Source organism: Sphingomonas sp. AP28 (assembly GCF_056680455.1).
Genome location: NZ_JBWXQI010000003.1, coordinates 136,362 through 155,021, shown reverse-complemented (window position 1 = coordinate 155,021; position 18,660 = coordinate 136,362). Strand labels below are relative to the sequence as shown.

Sequence of the window (18,660 nt, the reverse complement as noted above, 5' to 3'; positions counted from 1 at the left end):
GACCTTGACACGATGTCAGACCCTACATGGCTTCGGGTCGAAGGAGTTACGCCATGAACGATCCTCATTCTCATTCCCAAGCCGGGGGTTGCGGCTGCTCAGCGAAGCTAGCCGAACCGGCTGCTGAGCCCTCGTCGTGCTGCTCGGGGGCGTCGACCGCGCCGGTGGAAGTCCAACAACACGGCAAAATGGGTGGCTGCTGTTCGGGAACTAAGGTGCCCGACGGTGCGGCCAAGGTGACGGACCCGGTGTGCGGCATGACGGTCGATCCGGCGACGACGGCGCACCATGCCGAGCACGCCGGCCACGAATATCATTTCTGCAGCGCCGGGTGCCGGACCAAGTTCGTCGCTAACCCAAACGCCTATCTCGGCGATAAGCCAAAGCCTGAGCCGATGGCGACCCCGGGTGCGATGTGGACGTGCCCGATGCACCCGCAAGTCCGCCAGGAAGGGCCGGGGACGTGCCCGATCTGCGGCATGGCGCTAGAGCCTGAAGAACCCTCACTCGACGATACTCCAAACCCCGAGCTGGTCGATTTCACGCGCCGTTTGTGGGTAGCCGGCGCACTCACGATCCCGCTGCTGATCGTCTCCATGTTTGCCGAAATGACGGGCTTGCACGTCGTCAGCCCTGCCGCCTCGCCCTGGGTCCAGCTCGCGCTGACCGCGCCGATCGTGCTGTGGGCAGGCTGGCCGTTTTTCGAGCGGGGGTGGACCTCGCTCCGCACCCGCCACCTCAATATGTTCACGCTGATCGCGATCGGGGTCGGCGCGGCGTTCCTCTACAGCGTGGTCGCGACGCTCGCGCCTGGCGTCTTCCCGGCGACGTTCCGGATGCACGGCGGCATGGTCCCCGTCTATTACGAGGCCGCTGGCGTCGTGGTGACGTTGGTGCTGCTCGGGCAAGTGCTCGAACTGCGCGCCAGGGCGGCGACCGGGCGCGCGATACGCGCGCTCATGGACCTGGCTCCAAAGACAGCGCGCCGGCTGCGGCCTGACGGCTCTGAAGAAGAGATCGGCCTTGCTGACGTGGCGACCGGCGATCGGCTACGGGTACGTCCTGGCGAGGCGATCCCGGTAGATGGCGTGGTCGTCGAGGGTCGCTCTTCGGTCGACGAATCCATGCTCACCGGCGAACCCGCCCCTGTACTCAAGGAGGTCGAGGCGGCCGTCACCGGGGGTACGGTCAACGGGACGGGTAGCCTGGTCATAGAAGCTCTCGCGGTTGGTTCGGACACGATGCTCGCGCGCATCGTCCGCATGGTCGCGGAAGCGCAGCGGAGCCGCGCCCCGATCCAAGCGGTCGCTGATCGGGTCTCGAGCTGGTTCGTGCCGCTCGTCGTGCTGATCTCGATTGCGACCTTCATCACGTGGTCGCTGCTCGGCTCTGAGCCGCGCATGGGCCATGCTATCCTCAATGCCATTGCGGTGCTGGTGATCGCCTGCCCGTGCGCGCTTGGGCTTGCTACGCCTATGTCAGTCATGGTCGGCACCGGGCGCGGCGCGACTGCTGGCGTGCTGGTAAAGAACGCGGAAGCGCTACAGGGGCTGGAGAAGGTCGATACGCTCGTCATCGACAAAACGGGCACCTTGACGGAAGGCAAGCCCAAGCTGATCGCTGTCGAGACGATCGGAGCGGTCGACGAAAATGATATGCTCGCGCTCGCCGCGGCCGTCGAAGGGCAGTCCGAACACCCGCTCGCCCATGCGATCGTTGTCGCCGCCAAGGAACGCGGGCTCCAGCTCGGCACGGTCGAGGATTTCACCTCACAAACCGGCCTGGGGGTCAGCGCCACGGTGAACGGCCGTTCGGTCGTGATCGGCAACGCGGCGCAAATCAGTCGGATCGGCGCTGATCCCAAGCCGCTCGATGCCGCGGCTGATCGTCATCGTGGCGAAGGCGCGGGCGTCATCCTGGTCGCGATCGACGGCGCACTCGCGGGCCTGCTCGCGGTGGCCGATCCCGTGCGGCCATCGGCGAGCGACGCCATCGCCGCGCTCCGCAAGGAGGGCCTGCGCGTCGTAATGCTCACTGGCGACAATCGTGGGACGGCCGATGCGGTCGCTCGTGCCGTGGGCGGACTCGACGAGGTGCGGGCCGATCTGCTGCCGGAAGACAAGGCCCGTATCATCGGCGAGCTGAAAGCGTCCGGTGCCAAGGTCGCGATGGCTGGTGATGGGATCAACGACGCCCCCGCACTGGCCGCTGCCGACGTCGGGCTCGCAATGGGCACGGGAACAGACGTAGCGATCGAAAGCGCAGGCATGACGCTCACGCGCGGCGATCTTTCAGCCATCGTGCGCGCCCGCAAGCTCGCCCGTGCAACGATGCGAAACATCCGCCAAAACCTGTTCTTCTCGTTCCTGTTCAACGGGATCGGTGTGCCGGTCGCGGCCGGGGTGCTTTACCCAGTGTCCGGCATCCTTCTGTCGCCGATGCTGGCTGGCGCGGCGATGGCTCTCTCGTCCTTTACCGTGGTCCTCAACGCGCTCCGGCTGAACACGGTGAAACTGTGAACATCGGGGCGGCATCGGACGCCAGCGGCGTCTCGCAGCGCATGATCCGCCATTACGAGAAAATCGGTCTCGTGCCCGCGCCGGCAAGGCGCGGGAGTTACCGCGACTATGCCGACCCCGACGTTCACCGCCTTCGTTTCATTGCCAACGCGCGTGACCTGGGGTTTCCGATCGAGGAGATCAGGACGTTACTCGGCCTCTGGTCGGATCGCAGCCGTTCGAGCAGCGAAGTCAAAATGCTTGCCCAGGCGCGCGCTGATGAACTTGGGCGGAAGGCGGCTATGCTGGAAAACATGCGATCGACGCTGCTGGAATTGGTAAACCGCTGCCACGGCGATGATCGGCCGGACTGCCCGATTCTTCGCCGCATGGAAGCATGAGGTCGCGCCTATTCGTTACGGCGACGAGCAACCCCGTCCCGCCATGGTCGTTGCGACGAGCGAAGCGTGACGCGCAATGACGCTGCCCGGCCGCGGATCGCGTCCATCGTTCGTCCCATCTCGCGCGCGATCTGCGCGATGGTTTGCTTGGCCGTCACACGCCGGCGTAGCTCGGCGTCGGCCTCGCCCGTCCAGCGTGCGCCATGCTGATCGGTCACCCGAACATGTCCTTGTGTCGCCTGCGATCGTTGCCCGCTTTGCGTTGAACTGACCCGAGCAGGGTGAACGAAGATATCGCGGATGACATTGTCAGGCCCGCGCTCAAGGTAGCCGTGAAGATAACGCGTCGATTAACCGGCATTCGGCGATCGTCGAGGCGTCGCAGCGCCCCCATTTGGCGATCTCGTCACGTAGCGTCTGCAGATCGGCAAGTTTGCGATCGATCTCAGCGATGTGCAGCACGGCCATTTCATCAACCGCATCACATGATCCGCGCGGGTCGTCCGCCAGGCGTAGCAGGTCGCGCACCTGATCGAGTGTAAAGCCAAGGTCGCGCGAGCGCTTGACGAAAGACAGGCGATCAAGGTGTGACCGGTCATAAAGCCGGTAATTTCCGCCGTTGCGGCGTGGCGCATCGATCAACCCTTCGCCTTCGTAATAGCGGACGGTTTCGACCTTCAGGCCGGTCAGTTTCGCGATTTCGCCGATCTTCATGCGCCGCCCCTTGACCCTCTAGTAGGATGAGGGTGCATATGGGGGGTCCGACGCGCGAATCGAGAGCATTATGGCGGACGACTGCTGTTCCAGGAAAGGCGATACAATCGCGCAGCTCGGCCGAAAGGCCGATCAGCGGCGCGTGCTGATCGTCGTCATGGTCATCAACTTCGTCATGTTCGTCGCCGAGTTCGGCGGGGGCGTGTTCGCGCGGTCGTCGGCACTGATGGCGGACTCGGTCGACATGCTCGGCGACGCGGTCGTCTATGCACTCAGCCTCTACGCGCTGAGCCGTGGCCCGCGTTGGGAAGCCGGGGCGGCGCTCGCCAAGGGCGGCATCATCCTCGTGTTCGGCATCGCGGTCGTGTTCGAGATCGTAAATAAAGTTATCAACGGCGTACCGCCTTCATCGACTCTGATGCTGGCGTTCGGCAGCGCTGCACTCATCGCGAACCTAACCTGCCTCGCCATGCTGTGGCGGTTCCGCTCCGAGAACGTGAACATGTCCAGCACATTTGAATGTTCGCGCAACGACGTCGCTTCTAATGTCGGGGTGCTGGCTGCCGCTGGCGTGGTGGCGATGACCGGCGCGGCTTGGCCCGACATCGCGGTGGGCGGCATCATCGCCCTCATCTTCCTGCGATCGGCATGGCGGGTACTCGCCGAAGCGATTCCCGCGTGGCGCCAGGCTGGACCGATGTTGCCGAGAGTCTTGCGATGACTGCCATAATTAGCCGCGCCATCGCCATGACTATCCCATCATCGGCGTTACTGCTACGGAGCGACCCGTGCGACGCCTGCTGAACATCCTTGCCTGCCTCATGCTCGTCTGCTCCCTTGGAGCGACGGCGACGGCGCACGCGCTGGAACGGCCGGATGCCAGCATTAGCGCAAGCGAGACGCCGGGCGAACAAATCGCCGAAGGCCATACGCCCGACGATGCCGATCAGGTGCCCTCGGATGGCGACAAGGGATATCCCCACCATCATGGCGGATGCCACGGCGATCATGTCGCAGCGCCGACAAAAGTCGCCAGCACTACCCTGATGCGCAACCTTCGCCTTGCCCCCGTTTTCGCAGGCCGATCGATGCTGCCTCTGTCCACGGCCGATCCCGCATTGAGGCCGCCACAAGCCTGACAACCCGTTAACCCCGCCGGCTGCTACCGCGCGGGGCAAATAAGGTTCGTCAGGAGTCATCATCGATGCATCGTACAATCGCGGCCTTCATGGTCGCGGCGTCCCTGGCCAGTGCGGCCGGGGCGCAAACGTCACCGCCGCCCGGTATCCCGGCGGCGACCACTTCGTCACAGGCGACGCCCGCCTTTTCGCTCGACGCCGCGCTTGGCGCTGCCGGCATGCCATCGGCTGCCGGTACGCCGGCAACAGGCACCACCTCCGGCGCGGCGGCGTCCGGTTCCGGCGGCAGCACGCAACCCGCGCTGCCTTCGATCGGAGCGGCGACCGCGAACGTCGCGGCCGCAACCGCCGCAAGGCGTGTAGCCGGGCTGCGCCCCAATCCCGAGTTTCAGACGCAGGTCGAAAATATCGGCGGCAGCGGTGCCTACAGGGGTGTCCGGAGTTCGGAGACAACAGTCGGCGTGGCGCTGCCGCTCGAGCTGGGCGGTAAGCGCCCCGCGCGTGTCGCCCTTGCGGCTGCTCGTCTGACCCGCGCACAAATCCAGTCCGAGATCGCGCGGGCCGATCTGCGCTTGAGGGTCACGCAGCTCTACATCGAGGCCGCTGCGACCGAGCGTCGCTCTGAGGTACTGGCGGAGCAGGCGGGGATTGCCAATAACGCGTTCCGCGTATCGAGCGAACGCGTGAAGGCCGGTGACGTCAGCCCGATCGAGCAACAGCGCGCGGACGTGCTGCGTATCAACGCGCAGGTCGCGGCCGATAGCGCGACCCGGCAGGCGCAGGCAGCGCGCGCCAATCTCGAGACGTTGCTCAATACAGCCGTAATGGGACCGCTCGACCGAGCCTGGTTTGAGCGGATCGATGGCTATGGACCACAGCGACCAGTCGATATCGAGGGGACGCTGGCGCTCGTTGCGGCACAAGCCGATGTTCGCACTGCCGATGCGCAGGTTCGCGTTGCCCGCTCGTTGCGGGTTCCGGACTTGACGGTCAGCGCGTTCGCGCGACGACTGGCGGCGACCAACGACACTGCGGCCGTCGTCGGCCTTTCGATCCCGATACCGTTCTTCAACAACGGCAGCGCGTTCGTCGCGCAGTCGCAGGCTGAACAGACCCAGGCGCAAGCGCTGCGTAGTCTGGCGATCGTCGACACCCGTCAGCAGATTGCCAGCGCGCAGACCGAAGTGGCCAATGCTGCCGCTACGGCACGGGCGGCGGGTGGTCCCGGCTTGGCCGCGGCGCAGGAAGCTGCGCGCATCGCTCGGATCGGCTGGAGCCAAGGCAAGTTCGACCAGATCGCGCTCCTCGATGCCGAGCGCACGCTGTCACAGACCCGTCAGACCTATGTCGATGCGCTCGCCGCGTACCACGACGCGCAGGCTCGGCTCGACCGGCTCACGACGCCGGCCCCCACGATTTCCGGAGATGAACGATGATGAAGGATAAGCGCCTGCTTGGCGGCGGCGCGGCCGTCGCGCTCGTCGCCGCCCTCGGTGGTTTCGGCGTCGCCCGCTGCACCGCGGACAAGCCTTCTGCCAGTGAAGCCGCAGCCGGCAATACGGCCGCGCCTGCACCCGAAGAGAAAGCATCCGACACGGTGGCGATGACCGCGCAGGCGATCGAGCAGGCCGGCATCGTGACCGAGACGATCAATCCCGGCGGGCTCGGCGCGGAGATCGTCGCACAGGCGACGGTGAGCGCGTCGCCGCAAGGCGAGGCGATCGTCAACGCCCGTGCAGCCGGTGCCGTCACGCGGCTGATGAAGCGGCTCGGCGATCCGGTGCGTGCCGGCGAGACGCTGGCGATCGTCGAAAGCCGCGATGCGGCACAGATCGCGGCCGATCGCAGTGCTGCGGCTGCCAAGTCGACGCTGGCGCAAAAGGCGCTCGCACGCGAAAGCTATCTCTATCGGCAGAAGGTCTCGGCGCGGGTCGAGCTGGAACAGGCACAGGCGGAAGCCGCCTCGGCCGCGGCCGAAGCGCGACGCGCCAGCGTCGCGGCGGGCGCCGCGCGCATCACGTCCGATGGACGCGGCGTGCTGGTGTCGAGCCCGATTTCAGGCCGCGTCACCTCGGAGAATGTCAGCCTGGGTGCCTTCGTCCAGCCCGAAACCGAGCTGATGCGCGTCGCCGATGCGTCGAAGATACAGGTCGAAGCTGCGGTCGGACCGACCGACGCACAGCGGCTTTCTCCCGGCGATCGGGCGATCATCGAATTGCCCGATGGGCGGACGGTGGAGGCGCGGGTACGCGCCATCACGCCGGGCCTCGCCAACGACACGCGCTCGGCGACCGCAGTCCTTGATGTGACGGGAACACTGCAACCGGGTCTCGCGGTGCGAGTGCGTCTACTCCCGAGCCGGGGCAGCACGTCGAATGCGATCGTGGTGCCGGAAGATGCGGTCCAGACGCTCGAAGGGCGCGATGTCGTGTTCGTACGGACCGCCAAGGGCTTCCGCGCACAAAACATCACGATCGGACAGCGCAGCAATGGCCGCGTCGAGATCCTGAAGGGGCTGCCCGCTGGCAGCCAAGTCGCGACCAAGAACGCATTCCTGCTCAAGGCCGAACTCGGCAAGGGCGCGGGTGAGGAAGAATAGACCATGATAGCCAACCTCATGGCGCTCTCCGTCCGCGCCCGCTGGACGGTCCTAGCCTTATTTCTCGTCATCGCTGGCCTCGGCGTGTGGCAGCTTACCAAGCTGCCGATCGACGCGGTGCCCGACATCACCACCAAACAGGTTCAGATCAATACGGTCGATCCGCGGCTCTCACCGGTCGAGATCGAAAAGCTCGTTACCTACCCGGTAGAGATCTCGCTCGCCGGCATCCCCGGCCTCGAAACGACGCGCTCCATCTCACGCAACGGCTTCAGCCAGGTCAGCGCGATTTTCACCGACAGCACCGACCTCTACTTCGCGCGGCAGCAGGTCGGCGAGCGCCTCCGACAGGCCGCCGAGAACTTGCCGGACGGCGTGGAACCGCAGATCGGACCGGTAACGACCGGCCTCGGCGAGATCGTCATGTACACAGTCGGCTACGCTAATCCGGACGGAAAAGGCGCGAAGAAGGTGGCGGGACAACCCGGCTGGCAACCCGATGGCAGCTACCTGACGCCGGAAGGCGAACGGTTGACCGACGCTGTCGAGAAAGCCGGTTATCTGCGCACCGTGCAGGATTGGATCATCGGTCCGCAGCTTCGCTCGGTGAAAGGCGTGGCAGGCGTCGATTCCATCGGCGGCTTTGCCAAGACGTTCGTGGTCGAGCCCGATCCGACAAAGCTCGCCAGCTTCGGCATCTCGTACAGCGAGCTGGGGCAGGCGCTTGAAAACGCCAACCTCGCGGTCGGCGCCAACTATTATAACAAGGGCGGCGAAGCCTATCTCGTGCGCGTCGACTCCCGCGTGCGGACGGTCGACGAAATCCGCAACGCAGTCGCGGCAACGCGCGGCGGAACGCCGATTACGATCGGCCAGATCGCCAACGTCCGCATCGGCGGCGATCTGCGCACGGGTGCGGGTAGCATGAACGGGCGGGAAGCGGTGATCGGCACGGTACTGATGCTGATCGGGCAGAACAGCCGCGTCGTTGCCGAACAGGCGTCAATCAAGCTCGATCAGATAACCAAGACCCTGCCAAACGGGATACAGGTAAAGGTAGTGCTGAACCGGGCCGAGCTGGTCGGCGCTACGGTGGCTACGGTGCAGCGCAACCTGACCGAGGGCGCGATCCTTGTTGCGGTTGCGCTGTTCCTGCTGCTGGGCAACTGGCGTGCCGCGGTGATCGCGGTGCTGGTAATCCCCTTTTCGTTCCTGATGATGGCCATGGGAATGAACGCGTTCAACGTCCCCGGCAATTTGATGAGCCTGGGAGCACTCGACTTTGGTCTGATTGTGGATGGCGCAGTCATCATCATCGAAAACTGTCTCGCCAGATTGGCGCATCGACAGGAACATGAAGGCCGGTTGCTCGCGCTTCGGGAACGGCTGGAAGAGACGATGCGGGCGGCGCAGGAGATGATCAAGCCGACCGTTTTCGGGCAAGCGATCATCCTACTCGCATTCGCGCCGCTGCTGACCTTCACGGGCACCGAAGGCAAGACGTTCTCGCCGATGGCGATCACGATCATGCTGGCGCTGGTGGCGGCATTCGTGCTTGCGATCACGCTTGTTCCCGCACTGGTTGCTATCCTGATCAGCGGCAAGGTCGCGGAAAAGGACGTGTGGCTGATCCGCAAGTCCAAGGAGCGCTATCTCCCGCTGCTAGATCAGGCGATTGCGCGGCCGTGGCCGTTTATCCTCGGCGGACTTGCCTTCTTCCTGGCGGCGATCCCGGCGTTCGGGTTGCTGGGATCGGAATTTATCCCCCAGCTTGACGAAAAGAACCTGGCTTTCGCGTCCACACGCGTGCCCTCGGTCAGTCTCGAACAATCGCTGCTGATGGAGCGCAAGGTCGAGGAGGCGGTGAAGAAAATCCCCGAAGTTTCCTTGATGTTCTCCAAGACAGGTACCGCAGAAGTCGCGACCGACCCGATGCCGCCGAACGTCTCGGACGGTTTTGTTATCCTGAAGCCCCAGGATGAATGGGCCGAGGGCGTTACCAAAGCCGATGTCGTCGCCAAGATTGAAAAGGCGACGGGCGGACTGCTCGGTAACCTTTACGAGGTCAGCCAGCCGATCCAGCTTCGCTTCAACGAGCTGATTGCCGGCGTCCGCGGCGACGTCGCGATCAAGCTCTACGGTGACGATCTCGACAAGATGTCGCAGACCGCGAATGAGATGGTGCGTGTCCTGCAGACCGTCCCTGGTGCCACAAGCGTCAAGGCCGAACAGGTCGGTGGCGCGCCGGCGCTCGACGTGAAGCTCGACCGTGCGGCCATCGCGCGGCTCGGCCTCACGGTGCGCGATGTATCCGATACGATCGCGGCAGGCTTGGGCGGGCGTGAATCGGGATTGGTATACGAGGGCGATCGTCGGTTCGACGTCACCGTGCGCGTGCCCGAGGCGACGCGTGCCAACCTCGACGACATTCGGTCGCTGCCAGTGCTGCTGCCGGAAGTCGAAGGACGTCCCCGGGCACAGGTGCCGCTTGCACAGGTGGCACAAATCCGGCTGACCGAGGGGCTGAACCAGATCAGCCGGGAGAACGGAAAGCGTCGTGTCGTCGTTCAGGTAAACCTTGGCGGACGCGATGCGGGCTCGTTCGTGGCAGAAGCGCAGGCAAAGATCGCGAAAGTGAAGCTGCCGGCCGGCTACTACCTCGAATGGGGTGGTCAGTTCGAGAACCTGCAGGCGGCCTCGGCACGCTTGTCGATCGTCGTGCCGCTCTGCTTCCTGGCGATCTTCGGGCTGCTCTACATGGCGCTCGGCGGATTCGGCAGGGCTGCATCGGTGTTCCTGGCGGTGCCGCTGGGGCTCGCCGGCGGCGTGTTCACGCTCGCCTTAACCGGGATCAACTTCTCGGTGTCGGCGGCCGTGGGGTTCATCTGCCTTGCCGGTGTGGCGGTGTTGAACGGGCTCGTGGTGATGACCGCGATCCGGGATCACAGCGAAGCTGGGATGCCGGTCGCGGAGGCGATCCGGGCAGGCATGGCCGACAAGATGCGGGCGGTCATCATGACCGGGTTCGTGCCCGCGATCGGCTTCGTGCCGATGGCGCTCGCGCACGGCACCGGCGCGGAGGTGCAGAAGCCGCTCGCCGTCACCGTGATCGGTGGGCTCGTCGCCGCGACGATCCTGACGCTGCTGGTCCTTCCCGCCATCGCCAAGGTCGTCTTGGGGGCGACGTCAGGCAAACGAACAAAGGATGACGACCAACCGACCGACGCACACGAGGGGGCCACGGCATGACGATGATGAAACTGCTGCGGGTGTATACCGACGAGAATGCGTATTTTGGGGACCGCAAGGTCTTCGAACTCATTGCCGAGCGGGCGCGTGACGCCCGTCTCGGCGGTGCGACGGTGATCGAGGCGATGATCGGGATCGGGCGATCGGCGCACACGCACCGTCGTCATATCCTCGAGAACGATCGATCGGTGGTGATCGAGATCGTCGACGACGAGGCGAAACTCCGGACCTTCATAGCGGGACTGCGCGACTTGAAGGGTATCGGCCTGATAACGCTGGAGGCGGTGGAAATCGTCGCCCTTCATGCCGATGCGGACGCGGGCGATGACGGACGTTGAGCATGGCGGCGCGATCGGTCCAGTTGGCGCTTCCCCTGACGCGGCGCGCCCGGCGAATGCCGGGCGCGCCGCGATCGAGAATGTCGTGATTCTGACGGCATCTCCGCTGCGCGTGTGGTCGGTCCTCACGGACTTCGCCGCGCATTCGCAATGGAAGCCGTTCACCCAACTCGCGGGTGAAGCGGTCGAGGGTGGCGAGGCAACGTACAGCTTCCTCATCGGAGGGCTTGGGAAGCCTGTAACGACTGCGGCCGACATCACCCGTGTCGAAAAGCCGGTCGCGTTCGCCTGGACCGCGGGGGTGGCGAAGCTTCTGCAGTTCGAAGAAATTTATGAGCTGGAGCGCGATCCTGTCGGCACCCGCTTGCGACATAGCTTGTGCTTTCACGGCTTCCTTAGCGGGATGTGGACAGCGCTGCTGCGCCGGAAACTACAGGCCGGACTCGTGCAGTCCGATCTGTGTCTGGACCGCCAATTGCGGCGGTTGGCAGTGCAACCCGGTGTGAAGCCGCGTCCTGCGTCGCCACGTCATGGCGGTCGGAAAACCCGGGGGCACAGATGATACCCTTTCGAACCGGATTTGGCCGTGCCGGTGTCTGTCTCGCGCTGGCGCTCGCCGCCTGTTCCGAGCAACCCCAGAAGGGGCCGCCAACCGAGCAGGAAATTCACGCCGGCGACAGCGGCGTGGCGAGTGGGGCGCCTGGCCGCCATCTCTACCGATGCGACGACGATCAGACGCTCATCGTTGATTACAAGGATCAGGGCCTCACGGTCGAGTTCCGGCGCGACGCGCGCGCGGCGCCGACCGTCCTGACCGCGCCGATGCAGGGCCTCCAATATGTCGGCGACGTGGAAAGCGCCACCTTCGCCGGCAATCAGATCAAGATCGAGGCACCGGGCAAGCGCCCGATCCTCTGCACGAAGGAAAACGCGTCATGATGGCAACGCTCTATGGCTGGGAGCGCTGACGATGGCAGCGCTCAAGTTCTCCCTGATCCCTATGGTGGCGATCATTATCGGCGCGCTCATTGCGGGTTGGCGCACGCCTGGCGAGAAGCTGGTAGCGGCGATGCAGCATCTCGCGGCTGGCGTGGTGTTCGCCGCGGCAGCGACCGAGATCCTGCCGCTGGTGATGCACGGCGGATCGCCAACCGCGACGCTAATCGGCGGCGCGATCGGTGTCGCGGTGATGCTCGGCCTCAAGGCGGCGGAAAGCCGATTTGAAGGCCCCGTGGCGCTGCTCGCCGCGATCGGGCTTGATCTGGCGATCGATGGCCTGGTCCTCGGCCTCGCTTTCATTGCCGGCGAGAAGGCGGGCACCCTGCTGGCGGTCGCATTGACGCTCGAAGTGCTGTTCCTGGCCCTGACGCTGACCAACGACCTGACGTCCCGGTATCGCAAGATTAAGGCGATCAGCCTGACTTGCGCACTGGCACTGCTGATGCCGGTCGGCGCGCTCGTCGCGCAACCGGTGGCGCTCCTGTCACCGGCGTGGATCACCGGTTTCCTGAGCTTCGGCCTCATGGCGCTGCTCTACCTCGTCACCGAAGAGCTGCTGGTCGAGGCGCACGAGAAGCCGGACTCACCACTCATCAGCGCCATGTTTTTCGTCGGCTTCCTCGCGCTGCTGCTGATCGAAGAGATCGCGATGTGACCGGCCTTATCGTGGGCGTCGTCCATAGGCGCTGCAACAAACCCCGTCAGGAGAAGAGAATGTCGATCGTCACGGCGCGGTGCGCGCTTCTGGCCGCCATGGTTGCCCTGTCCGCATGTTCCGGCGGCAAACCAGCAGGGCAGTTCGCATCGAACGAAGCGGGTGCGACCGATGCCATCCACGGATCGAACGCTGCCCACGGACAGGCCGGGATGGCGATGCAGTCGACCGGCGATCCCGATGCCGACTTCCTGCGCGGGATGATCCCGCATTATCAAGGTACGGTGAAAATGGCGCGCGCCGAGATAGCCAACGGAACTGATCCGAAGATCCGTGCGATGGCGCAGGAGGTGATCCGGACGCAGCAAGCCGAAATCCAGACAATGCAGACATGGCTCGCCGAGCGGCAGGCCGCGAAGAAGGAAGCCCGATAATGGCCCACGACCACGGCGAAGCCGGACATAGCCACGACCATACGGCCGGTGCCAACGCGAAGATGCTCAGATGGGCGCTAGCGCTTACCGCGACCTATTTGGTTGCGGAAGTGGTCGGCGCCTTTGTGTTCAACAGTCTCGCGCTGCTGTCCGACGCGGCGCACATGATGACCGATGTCGCCGGTCTCGTTATCGCGTTGATGGCGATCCATCTTGGCAAGAAGGCTGCCGACGACAAGCGGACGTTCGGTTACAAGCGATTGGAGATCCTCGCCGCGACCTTCAACGCGATGCTGCTGTTCGTCGTCGCCATGTATATCCTCTACGAAGCGATCCAGCGCTTCCGCGAGCCGCAAGCGATCCAGTCGACCGGCATGTTGATCGTCGCGGTCATCGGCCTGATCGTAAACTTCGCCTCGATGCGGCTGCTGACCGCTGGCAAGGACGAGAGTTTCAACGTCAAGGGGGCGTATTTGGAGGTCTGGGCCGACATGATCGGCTCGGTCGGCGTGATCCTGGGCGCGCTTGCGATCCGGTTTACGGGCTGGACCTGGGTCGATCCTATCATCGCCGTCGGCATCGGGCTTTGGGTGCTGCCGCGAACCTGGGTGCTACTCAAGGGCACGATCAACGTGTTGTTGGAAGGCGTGCCTGGCGGGCTGAAGCTGCCGGAAATCCGGTCTGCGATCGCCGCCATTCCGGGTGTTGCTGGCGTTCACGACCTGCACGTCTGGTCGATGGCTACCGACGAGATCAACTGCACCGCGCACGTGACGCTCGGCGAGGGTGTTGATCCCGATGGCGTCAGGGTTGCGGTCACGACGACGCTCGATGAAAGGTTCGGGATCGAACATTCGACGATCCAGACCGAAGCGCCTTCGCAAGCGTGCGAGGACGATCAACACCTTCACCGCTAGTCAGCGAGACGATTAGAAGTCACAACCGGCGGATGCTCTATGTCGTCATCAAGGCACTGATCTCCGGTGCGATCATCGCGGCCGTGTCGGAAATCGCCAAGCGAAGTCCCGGCATCGGCGCGTTGGTTGCATCGTTGCCGCTCGTCTCGGTGCTGGGCATGATATGGTTGTGGCGCGACACGCAAGATCGGGCTTTGATGGCCTCACACGCCGGCGCGACGTTCTGGTTCGTGTTACCGTCGCTGCCGATGTTTCTGCTGATCCCGGCGTTGCTTGATCGCCATGTGCCGTTTTGGCTGTCGCTTAGCGCAGGATGCCTGCTGACAATGCTGCTTTATCTTGGGCTAGTTTTTATCGCCCCGCGCCTCGGTGTGCGCCTCTAACGTCATTGTCGCCGCATGCCGGTTTGCGGGACGATCCGCCCCGCATCTTTGTTACTTCATGGTCGGCACGGCGTGTGATCGACACCGTCGACGCGATCCTGGACGACGGACGTACATCCAAACGCAGCTGCTTGTTGAGCATAAGGCCAAGAACAAGGATGGATTTAATTCAGATATCTGTTAATCTGGATATATGGAAAATGACTCGGCAATTTCAGCACTAGGTGCGCTCGCACAAGGAACGCGGCTCGACGTGTTTCGCCTGTTGGTGCGGCACGAACCGGATGGCCTGGCGGCGGGCGAAATCGCCCGCCAGCTCGACGTGCCGCAAAACACCATGTCAGCACACCTCGGTATTCTGGCCCGCGGCGGACTGGTGCGATCCGAACGACATAGCCGCTCGATCATCTATCGTGCCGATCTGGACGGCCTGCGCGCGCTGACGCTGTTCCTCGTCAAGGATTGCTGCGCCGGGAATGCGGAGCTGTGCGCCCCGCTGATCGCCGAACTCACCCCCTGCTGCTGAAAGGACGCGCCATGGCCGTCGATATTGTCATCTATCACAACCCCGAATGCGGCACGTCGCGCAACACGCTCGGCCTGATCCGCAATGCCGGCATTGAGCCGCATGTCGTAGAGTACCTTAAAACCCCGCCCTCGCGCGCGCTGCTGGTCGAGCTGATCGACCGCGCCAGCATGAGGCCTCGCGATCTGCTGCGCGAGAAGGGGACACCCTATGCGGAGTTGGGCCTAAGCGACACGTCACTGTCCAACGATGCGTTGGTGGACGCGATGATGGCGCATCCGGACCTCATCAACCGACCGCTGGTCGTTTCGCCGCTCGGCGTGAAGCTCTGCCGGCCGTCCGAAGCCGTGCTTGATCTGCTGCCGGACGATCAGCTCGGCGCGTTCGCGAAGGAAGACGGACAACAGGTGGTCGATGCCTCGGGTCAGCGCGTCGCCTGATGCTTCTTGCCGGCCTGATCTTCGTTACCACGATTGCGCTCGTCATCTGGCAACCCAAAGGCCTCGGGATCGGGTGGAGCGCGATGGGCGGAGCCGTCGTGGCGCTGCTCGCGGGCGTCGTCACGTTGTCCGACGTCCCCGTCGTTTGGGGCATCGTCTGGAACGCGACAGCCGCGTTCGTCGCTATCATCGTCATAAGCCTGCTGCTCGATGAAGCCGGTTTCTTCGAATGGGCGGCGCTGCACGTCGCCCGCTGGGGCAGGGGACATGGTCGCCGGCTGTTCGTCCTGATCGTGCTGCTCGGCGCGGCGGTGTCCGCGCTGTTCGCCAACGATGGCGCGGCGCTGATCCTGACGCCGATCGTCATCGCCATGCTGCGGGCACTAGGTTTCAAGGACAAGGCGACGCTCGCGTTCGTCATGGCGGCCGGGTTCATTGCCGACACGGCCAGCCTGCCGCTGGTCGTGTCGAATCTCGTCAACATCGTGTCGGCCGACTTCTTCAAAATCGGGTTCGGCACATATGCGTCCGTGATGGTGCCGGTCGATCTGGTGTCGATCGTCGCCACGCTCGGCGCGCTGCTGCTGTTCTTCCGGCGCGACTTACCGGAAGACTATGACGTGGGCGCGCTGCGTGCGCCCCGCGAAGCGATCCGCGACGTCGCGACTTTCCGCGCCGGATGGATCGTGTTGGCGTTGTTGCTCGCAGGGTTCTTCCTGCTCGAACCCCTCGGCGTGCCGGTCAGCGCCGTCGCCGCTGCCGGCGCGATCCTCCTGCTGGTGATCGCGGGGCGGGGCCATGTGATCCAGACCGGCAAGGTGCTGCGCGGCGCGCCGTGGCAGGTCGTGATCTTCTCTCTCGGCATGTACCTGGTCGTCTACGGCTTGCGGAACGCGGGCCTGACCGACCATCTGGCCGCGCTGCTCGATCGCACCGCTCAGGGAGGCGTGTGGGTCGCCGCGTTCGGAACCGGCGTGATCGCGGCCGTCCTGTCGTCGGTGATGAACAACATGCCGACCGTGCTGGTGGGCGCACTGTCGATCGACGCGGCTCATACCACGGGCGCGGTGAAGGAAGCGATGATCTATGCCAACGTCATCGGCTGCGATCTCGGTCCCAAGCTCACGCCGATCGGCTCGCTCGCGACGCTGTTATGGCTTCACGTCCTCGGCCAGAAAGGCGTGCGGATCGGGTGGGGCTATTACTTCCGGGTCGGCGTGACGCTCACCGTGCCGGTGCTGCTGGTCACGCTTGCCGCCTTGGCATTGAGGATCACGATCGGATGACAGCCCTGATCTACATCGGCGCGGCGCTTGCCGAGATCGGCGGGTGCTTTGCCTTCTGGGCATGGCTTCGCATGGGAAAGTCGCCCTTGTGGCTTGCTCCCGGCGTCATCTCACTGATCCTGTTCGCATGGCTCCTGACCCGCGTGGACAGCGATGCCGCAGGACGGGCGTATGCCGCTTACGGCGGCATTTACATCTGCGCATCGCTTGCCTGGCTCTGGACTGTCGAGGGCGTGCGGCCCGATCGCTGGGATGTCGGCGGAGCGGCGCTCTGTCTGATCGGCACCTGCATCATCCTCTTGGGACCACGAACTGCCTGATGCCTGTACGAACACTCTCCGACCCCGACCATCTGCCCGCGCTTGATCGGCGCTACGCGATCGATCGGCCTGCTCTTGGCTTCGGCGCTGGTGATCCACCGCCACGGATTCTTCTTCTCTACGGTTCCTTGCGCGAGCGGTCATTCTCGCGGCTGTGTGTCGAGGAAGCGTCTCGACTGCTGCAATTCTTCGGATGCGAAACGCGCATTTACGATCCCTCGGCGTTGCCGTTGCCCGATCAGGTCACCGGCGACGACCATCCGGCCGTCCACGAGCTGCGTGAACTGTCGCTGTGGTCGGAAGGTCAGGTGTGGTGCAGCCCCGAACGGCACGGCCAGATTACCGGCATCATGAAGCTGCAAATCGATCATCTGCCGCTGTCGATGGGCGGGATGCGCCCGACGCAGGGGCGCACGCTGGCGGTCATGCAGGTGTCGGCGGGATCGCAGTCGTTCAACAGCGTCAACACGCTGCGGGTGCTGGGCCGCTGGATGCGGATGGTCACGATCCCGAACCAGTCGAGCGTCGCCAAGGCGTTCAACGAGTTCGACGATGCCGGGCGTATGAAGCCGTCCAGCTACTATGACCGGATTGTCGACGTAATGGAGGAACTGGTGCGGTTCACGGTGCTGCTGCGCCCTCATGCGGTCCAGCTCGTCGATCGCTACTCGGAACGGAAGGAAGCTGGCGTGCCGATCGACACGGCGACGGATCTGTCGAGCATTGCGACCGCCCGCCAAGGATAGCCTGACAGATTTTAGCGCTAGTCGACGTGAATGCTGACGACGCTCGGCGAGCAGCCACTTGGTGGTCCCTGCGCTGGCGGGCCTCCGGGGGAGGGCTGCGGCGGTTGACGGGCTCAGTGCCGCGCATGGGCGCGGGGCCATAGGTGTGCCACGTGGCACACCTCACGGGAGGATCGTAACCCGTCAGGGCTGAGACGCCGGCACGGTGGCTCGGTTGGCAGAAATGTGCCGATAAAGCCGGCTCCGGCAGAGTCGTGCCGCAAACCCCTTGGATCGGGCCCAGATCGCTTCTGCGTCCCAGCCGGCCAAGAAATCGCCTTGGATTGGACTTCCGAACGGCATCGCCGGAAAGGCTTGCCAGTGTGCTTTCATGCGGGACGGCCAGGATGTCCCGGGATTGATCCGCACGACGAAGTAGCTGGCTACGGCCGCGGCACCACAGACACGCGTGCGCCGCTCCAGATCGCTACCAATATGTACGAGCTGCGGTGCCTCGAACGGCTTGGGCACCAACGGCTGATTGATGATGCCTGCGTTCCACAGACGGGCATGATGCGCGCTGATGTTGCGCACGAACGCCAGCGTCTTGATCCAGCTCACCAGCGTGTTGGGAAGAAGGCCGTAGCGTTTAGCGATGGCGGCACGATCGTTGGCATGCGCCATCTTGAGCAACCAGGACAAGGTGCCAAAATCCCATGCCTCGACTGCCGTCCAGATCGGCACGACCAAGCCGCGCGGCTTGAGAAGCGCGAACTGATCGGCGAAACTAAAGACAGGGCGTCGTACAGGGCGCAAGCATCCGGCCCAGATACGGAGAAGGCCGCCCCTTGATGCCAGCGGCAACAGAGGGGACGGCCATGTTGCGTCCGATATAGGCGGCGGTGCATGAGGGTTCAAATAAGATTCGAAAGCCGGTCAGGGAGGCAGTTATGCAGCTTCCCCCGGGAATGTCCGCACTCCTTCAACTCAACGTTGCCGGAACCGCCTTGAACATCGCGCCCCGAAGATGCGCTGCT

22 protein-coding genes are annotated in these 18,660 nt (G+C 64.3%); 19 read left to right on the top strand and 3 right to left on the bottom strand.

From position 1 onward, the window contains the following. Positions 1–53 precede the first annotated feature (53 nt). On the top strand, positions 54–2,519 hold the full coding sequence (locus AC1MH0_RS21885) for a heavy metal translocating P-type ATPase (protein ID WP_480966219.1): 2,466 nt from the start codon (positions 54–56) through the stop codon (positions 2,517–2,519). Continuing rightward, a complete protein-coding gene (locus AC1MH0_RS21880; RefSeq protein ID WP_121905551.1) occupies positions 2,516–2,899 on the top strand; it encodes a MerR family DNA-binding protein in 384 nt (127 codons plus the stop codon). The genes AC1MH0_RS21885 and AC1MH0_RS21880 overlap by 4 nt, the downstream gene beginning before the upstream one ends. 8 nt (positions 2,900–2,907) lie before the next feature. Here the strand turns inward: AC1MH0_RS21880 and AC1MH0_RS21875 are convergent, their stop codons facing one another. Both AC1MH0_RS21875 and AC1MH0_RS21870 read right to left on the bottom strand, forming a co-directional pair. Continuing rightward, a complete protein-coding gene (locus AC1MH0_RS21875) occupies positions 2,908–3,117 on the bottom strand; it encodes a hypothetical protein (RefSeq protein WP_121905550.1) in 210 nt (69 codons plus the stop codon). A 103-nt stretch (positions 3,118–3,220) separates the two neighbouring features. Further along, entirely contained in the window at positions 3,221–3,613 is a 393-nt protein-coding gene (locus tag AC1MH0_RS21870) for a MerR family transcriptional regulator (protein WP_121905549.1), read from the bottom strand. Between the two features lie 70 nt (positions 3,614–3,683). Between AC1MH0_RS21870 and AC1MH0_RS21865 the strand changes: the two genes are divergently transcribed. The 17 genes from AC1MH0_RS21865 to arsH all read left to right on the top strand — a co-directional run bounded on the left by AC1MH0_RS21865 (position 3,684) and on the right by arsH (position 17,644). After that, positions 3,684–4,334 (top strand): cation efflux transmembrane domain-containing protein, encoded by a 651-nt coding sequence (locus tag AC1MH0_RS21865; RefSeq protein WP_121905548.1) that lies wholly within the window; start codon positions 3,684–3,686, stop codon positions 4,332–4,334. A gap of 67 nt (positions 4,335–4,401) precedes the next feature. Further along, entirely contained in the window at positions 4,402–4,752 is a 351-nt protein-coding gene (locus AC1MH0_RS21860; protein ID WP_259466931.1) for a hypothetical protein, read from the top strand. Between the two features lie 65 nt (positions 4,753–4,817). Beyond that, on the top strand, positions 4,818–6,188 hold the full coding sequence (locus tag AC1MH0_RS21855; protein WP_465238543.1) for a TolC family protein: 1,371 nt from the start codon (positions 4,818–4,820) through the stop codon (positions 6,186–6,188). Continuing rightward, positions 6,188–7,351 carry an efflux RND transporter periplasmic adaptor subunit gene (locus AC1MH0_RS21850; RefSeq protein WP_183128848.1) on the top strand — a complete coding sequence of 388 codons (1,164 nt, stop codon included), beginning with the start codon at positions 6,188–6,190 and terminating at the stop codon, positions 7,349–7,351. Before AC1MH0_RS21855 ends, AC1MH0_RS21850 begins: the two co-directional genes overlap by 1 nt. A gap of 3 nt (positions 7,352–7,354) precedes the next feature. Further along, entirely contained in the window at positions 7,355–10,600 is a 3,246-nt protein-coding gene (locus AC1MH0_RS21845) for an efflux RND transporter permease subunit (RefSeq protein ID WP_465238542.1), read from the top strand. Positions 10,601–10,605: 5 nt separating this feature from the next. After that, the gene (locus tag AC1MH0_RS21840) at positions 10,606–10,938 is read left to right on the top strand and encodes a DUF190 domain-containing protein (RefSeq protein WP_480966257.1); all 333 of its coding nucleotides are present in this window, start codon (positions 10,606–10,608) and stop codon (positions 10,936–10,938) included. Further along, entirely contained in the window at positions 10,925–11,500 is a 576-nt protein-coding gene (locus AC1MH0_RS21835) for an SRPBCC family protein (RefSeq protein WP_480966218.1), read from the top strand. Before AC1MH0_RS21840 ends, AC1MH0_RS21835 begins: the two co-directional genes overlap by 14 nt. Beyond that, positions 11,497–11,877, top strand: coding sequence for a hypothetical protein (locus AC1MH0_RS21830; RefSeq protein WP_121905643.1), 381 nt, complete (start codon positions 11,497–11,499; stop codon positions 11,875–11,877). The genes AC1MH0_RS21835 and AC1MH0_RS21830 overlap by 4 nt, the downstream gene beginning before the upstream one ends. A gap of 31 nt (positions 11,878–11,908) precedes the next feature. Beyond that, positions 11,909–12,592 carry a ZIP family metal transporter gene (locus AC1MH0_RS21825; RefSeq protein ID WP_121905642.1) on the top strand — a complete coding sequence of 228 codons (684 nt, stop codon included), beginning with the start codon at positions 11,909–11,911 and terminating at the stop codon, positions 12,590–12,592. Next, positions 12,589–13,026 carry a CopM family metallochaperone gene (gene copM, locus AC1MH0_RS21820; RefSeq protein ID WP_259466945.1) on the top strand — a complete coding sequence of 146 codons (438 nt, stop codon included), beginning with the start codon at positions 12,589–12,591 and terminating at the stop codon, positions 13,024–13,026. Before AC1MH0_RS21825 ends, copM begins: the two co-directional genes overlap by 4 nt. Further along, complete coding sequence (locus AC1MH0_RS21815; RefSeq protein WP_121905640.1) at positions 13,026–13,943, top strand: cation diffusion facilitator family transporter; 918 nt, start codon at positions 13,026–13,028, stop codon at positions 13,941–13,943. The genes copM and AC1MH0_RS21815 overlap by 1 nt, the downstream gene beginning before the upstream one ends. A gap of 32 nt (positions 13,944–13,975) precedes the next feature. Next, a complete protein-coding gene (locus AC1MH0_RS21810; protein ID WP_121905639.1) occupies positions 13,976–14,326 on the top strand; it encodes a DUF3147 family protein in 351 nt (116 codons plus the stop codon). A gap of 193 nt (positions 14,327–14,519) precedes the next feature. Next, entirely contained in the window at positions 14,520–14,852 is a 333-nt protein-coding gene (locus AC1MH0_RS21805) for an ArsR/SmtB family transcription factor (RefSeq protein ID WP_121905638.1), read from the top strand. 11 nt (positions 14,853–14,863) lie between these two features. Next, positions 14,864–15,292, top strand: coding sequence for an arsenate reductase (glutaredoxin) (gene arsC / locus AC1MH0_RS21800; protein ID WP_121905637.1), 429 nt, complete (start codon positions 14,864–14,866; stop codon positions 15,290–15,292). After that, positions 15,292–16,578 (top strand): arsenic transporter, encoded by a 1,287-nt coding sequence (locus AC1MH0_RS21795; protein WP_480966217.1) that lies wholly within the window; start codon positions 15,292–15,294, stop codon positions 16,576–16,578. The genes arsC and AC1MH0_RS21795 overlap by 1 nt, the downstream gene beginning before the upstream one ends. Next, a complete protein-coding gene (locus AC1MH0_RS21790) occupies positions 16,575–16,898 on the top strand; it encodes a YnfA family protein (RefSeq protein WP_121905635.1) in 324 nt (107 codons plus the stop codon). The genes AC1MH0_RS21795 and AC1MH0_RS21790 overlap by 4 nt, the downstream gene beginning before the upstream one ends. Further along, positions 16,898–17,644, top strand: a complete 747-nt coding sequence (gene arsH / locus AC1MH0_RS21785; protein ID WP_121905634.1) for an arsenical resistance protein ArsH — start codon at positions 16,898–16,900, stop codon at positions 17,642–17,644. Before AC1MH0_RS21790 ends, arsH begins: the two co-directional genes overlap by 1 nt. A 183-nt stretch (positions 17,645–17,827) precedes the next feature. Here the strand turns inward: arsH and AC1MH0_RS21780 are convergent, their stop codons facing one another. Continuing rightward, the gene (locus AC1MH0_RS21780; RefSeq protein WP_259466947.1) at positions 17,828–18,367 is read right to left on the bottom strand and encodes an Abi family protein; all 540 of its coding nucleotides are present in this window, start codon (positions 18,365–18,367) and stop codon (positions 17,828–17,830) included. Positions 18,368–18,660: the final 293 nt, after the last annotated feature.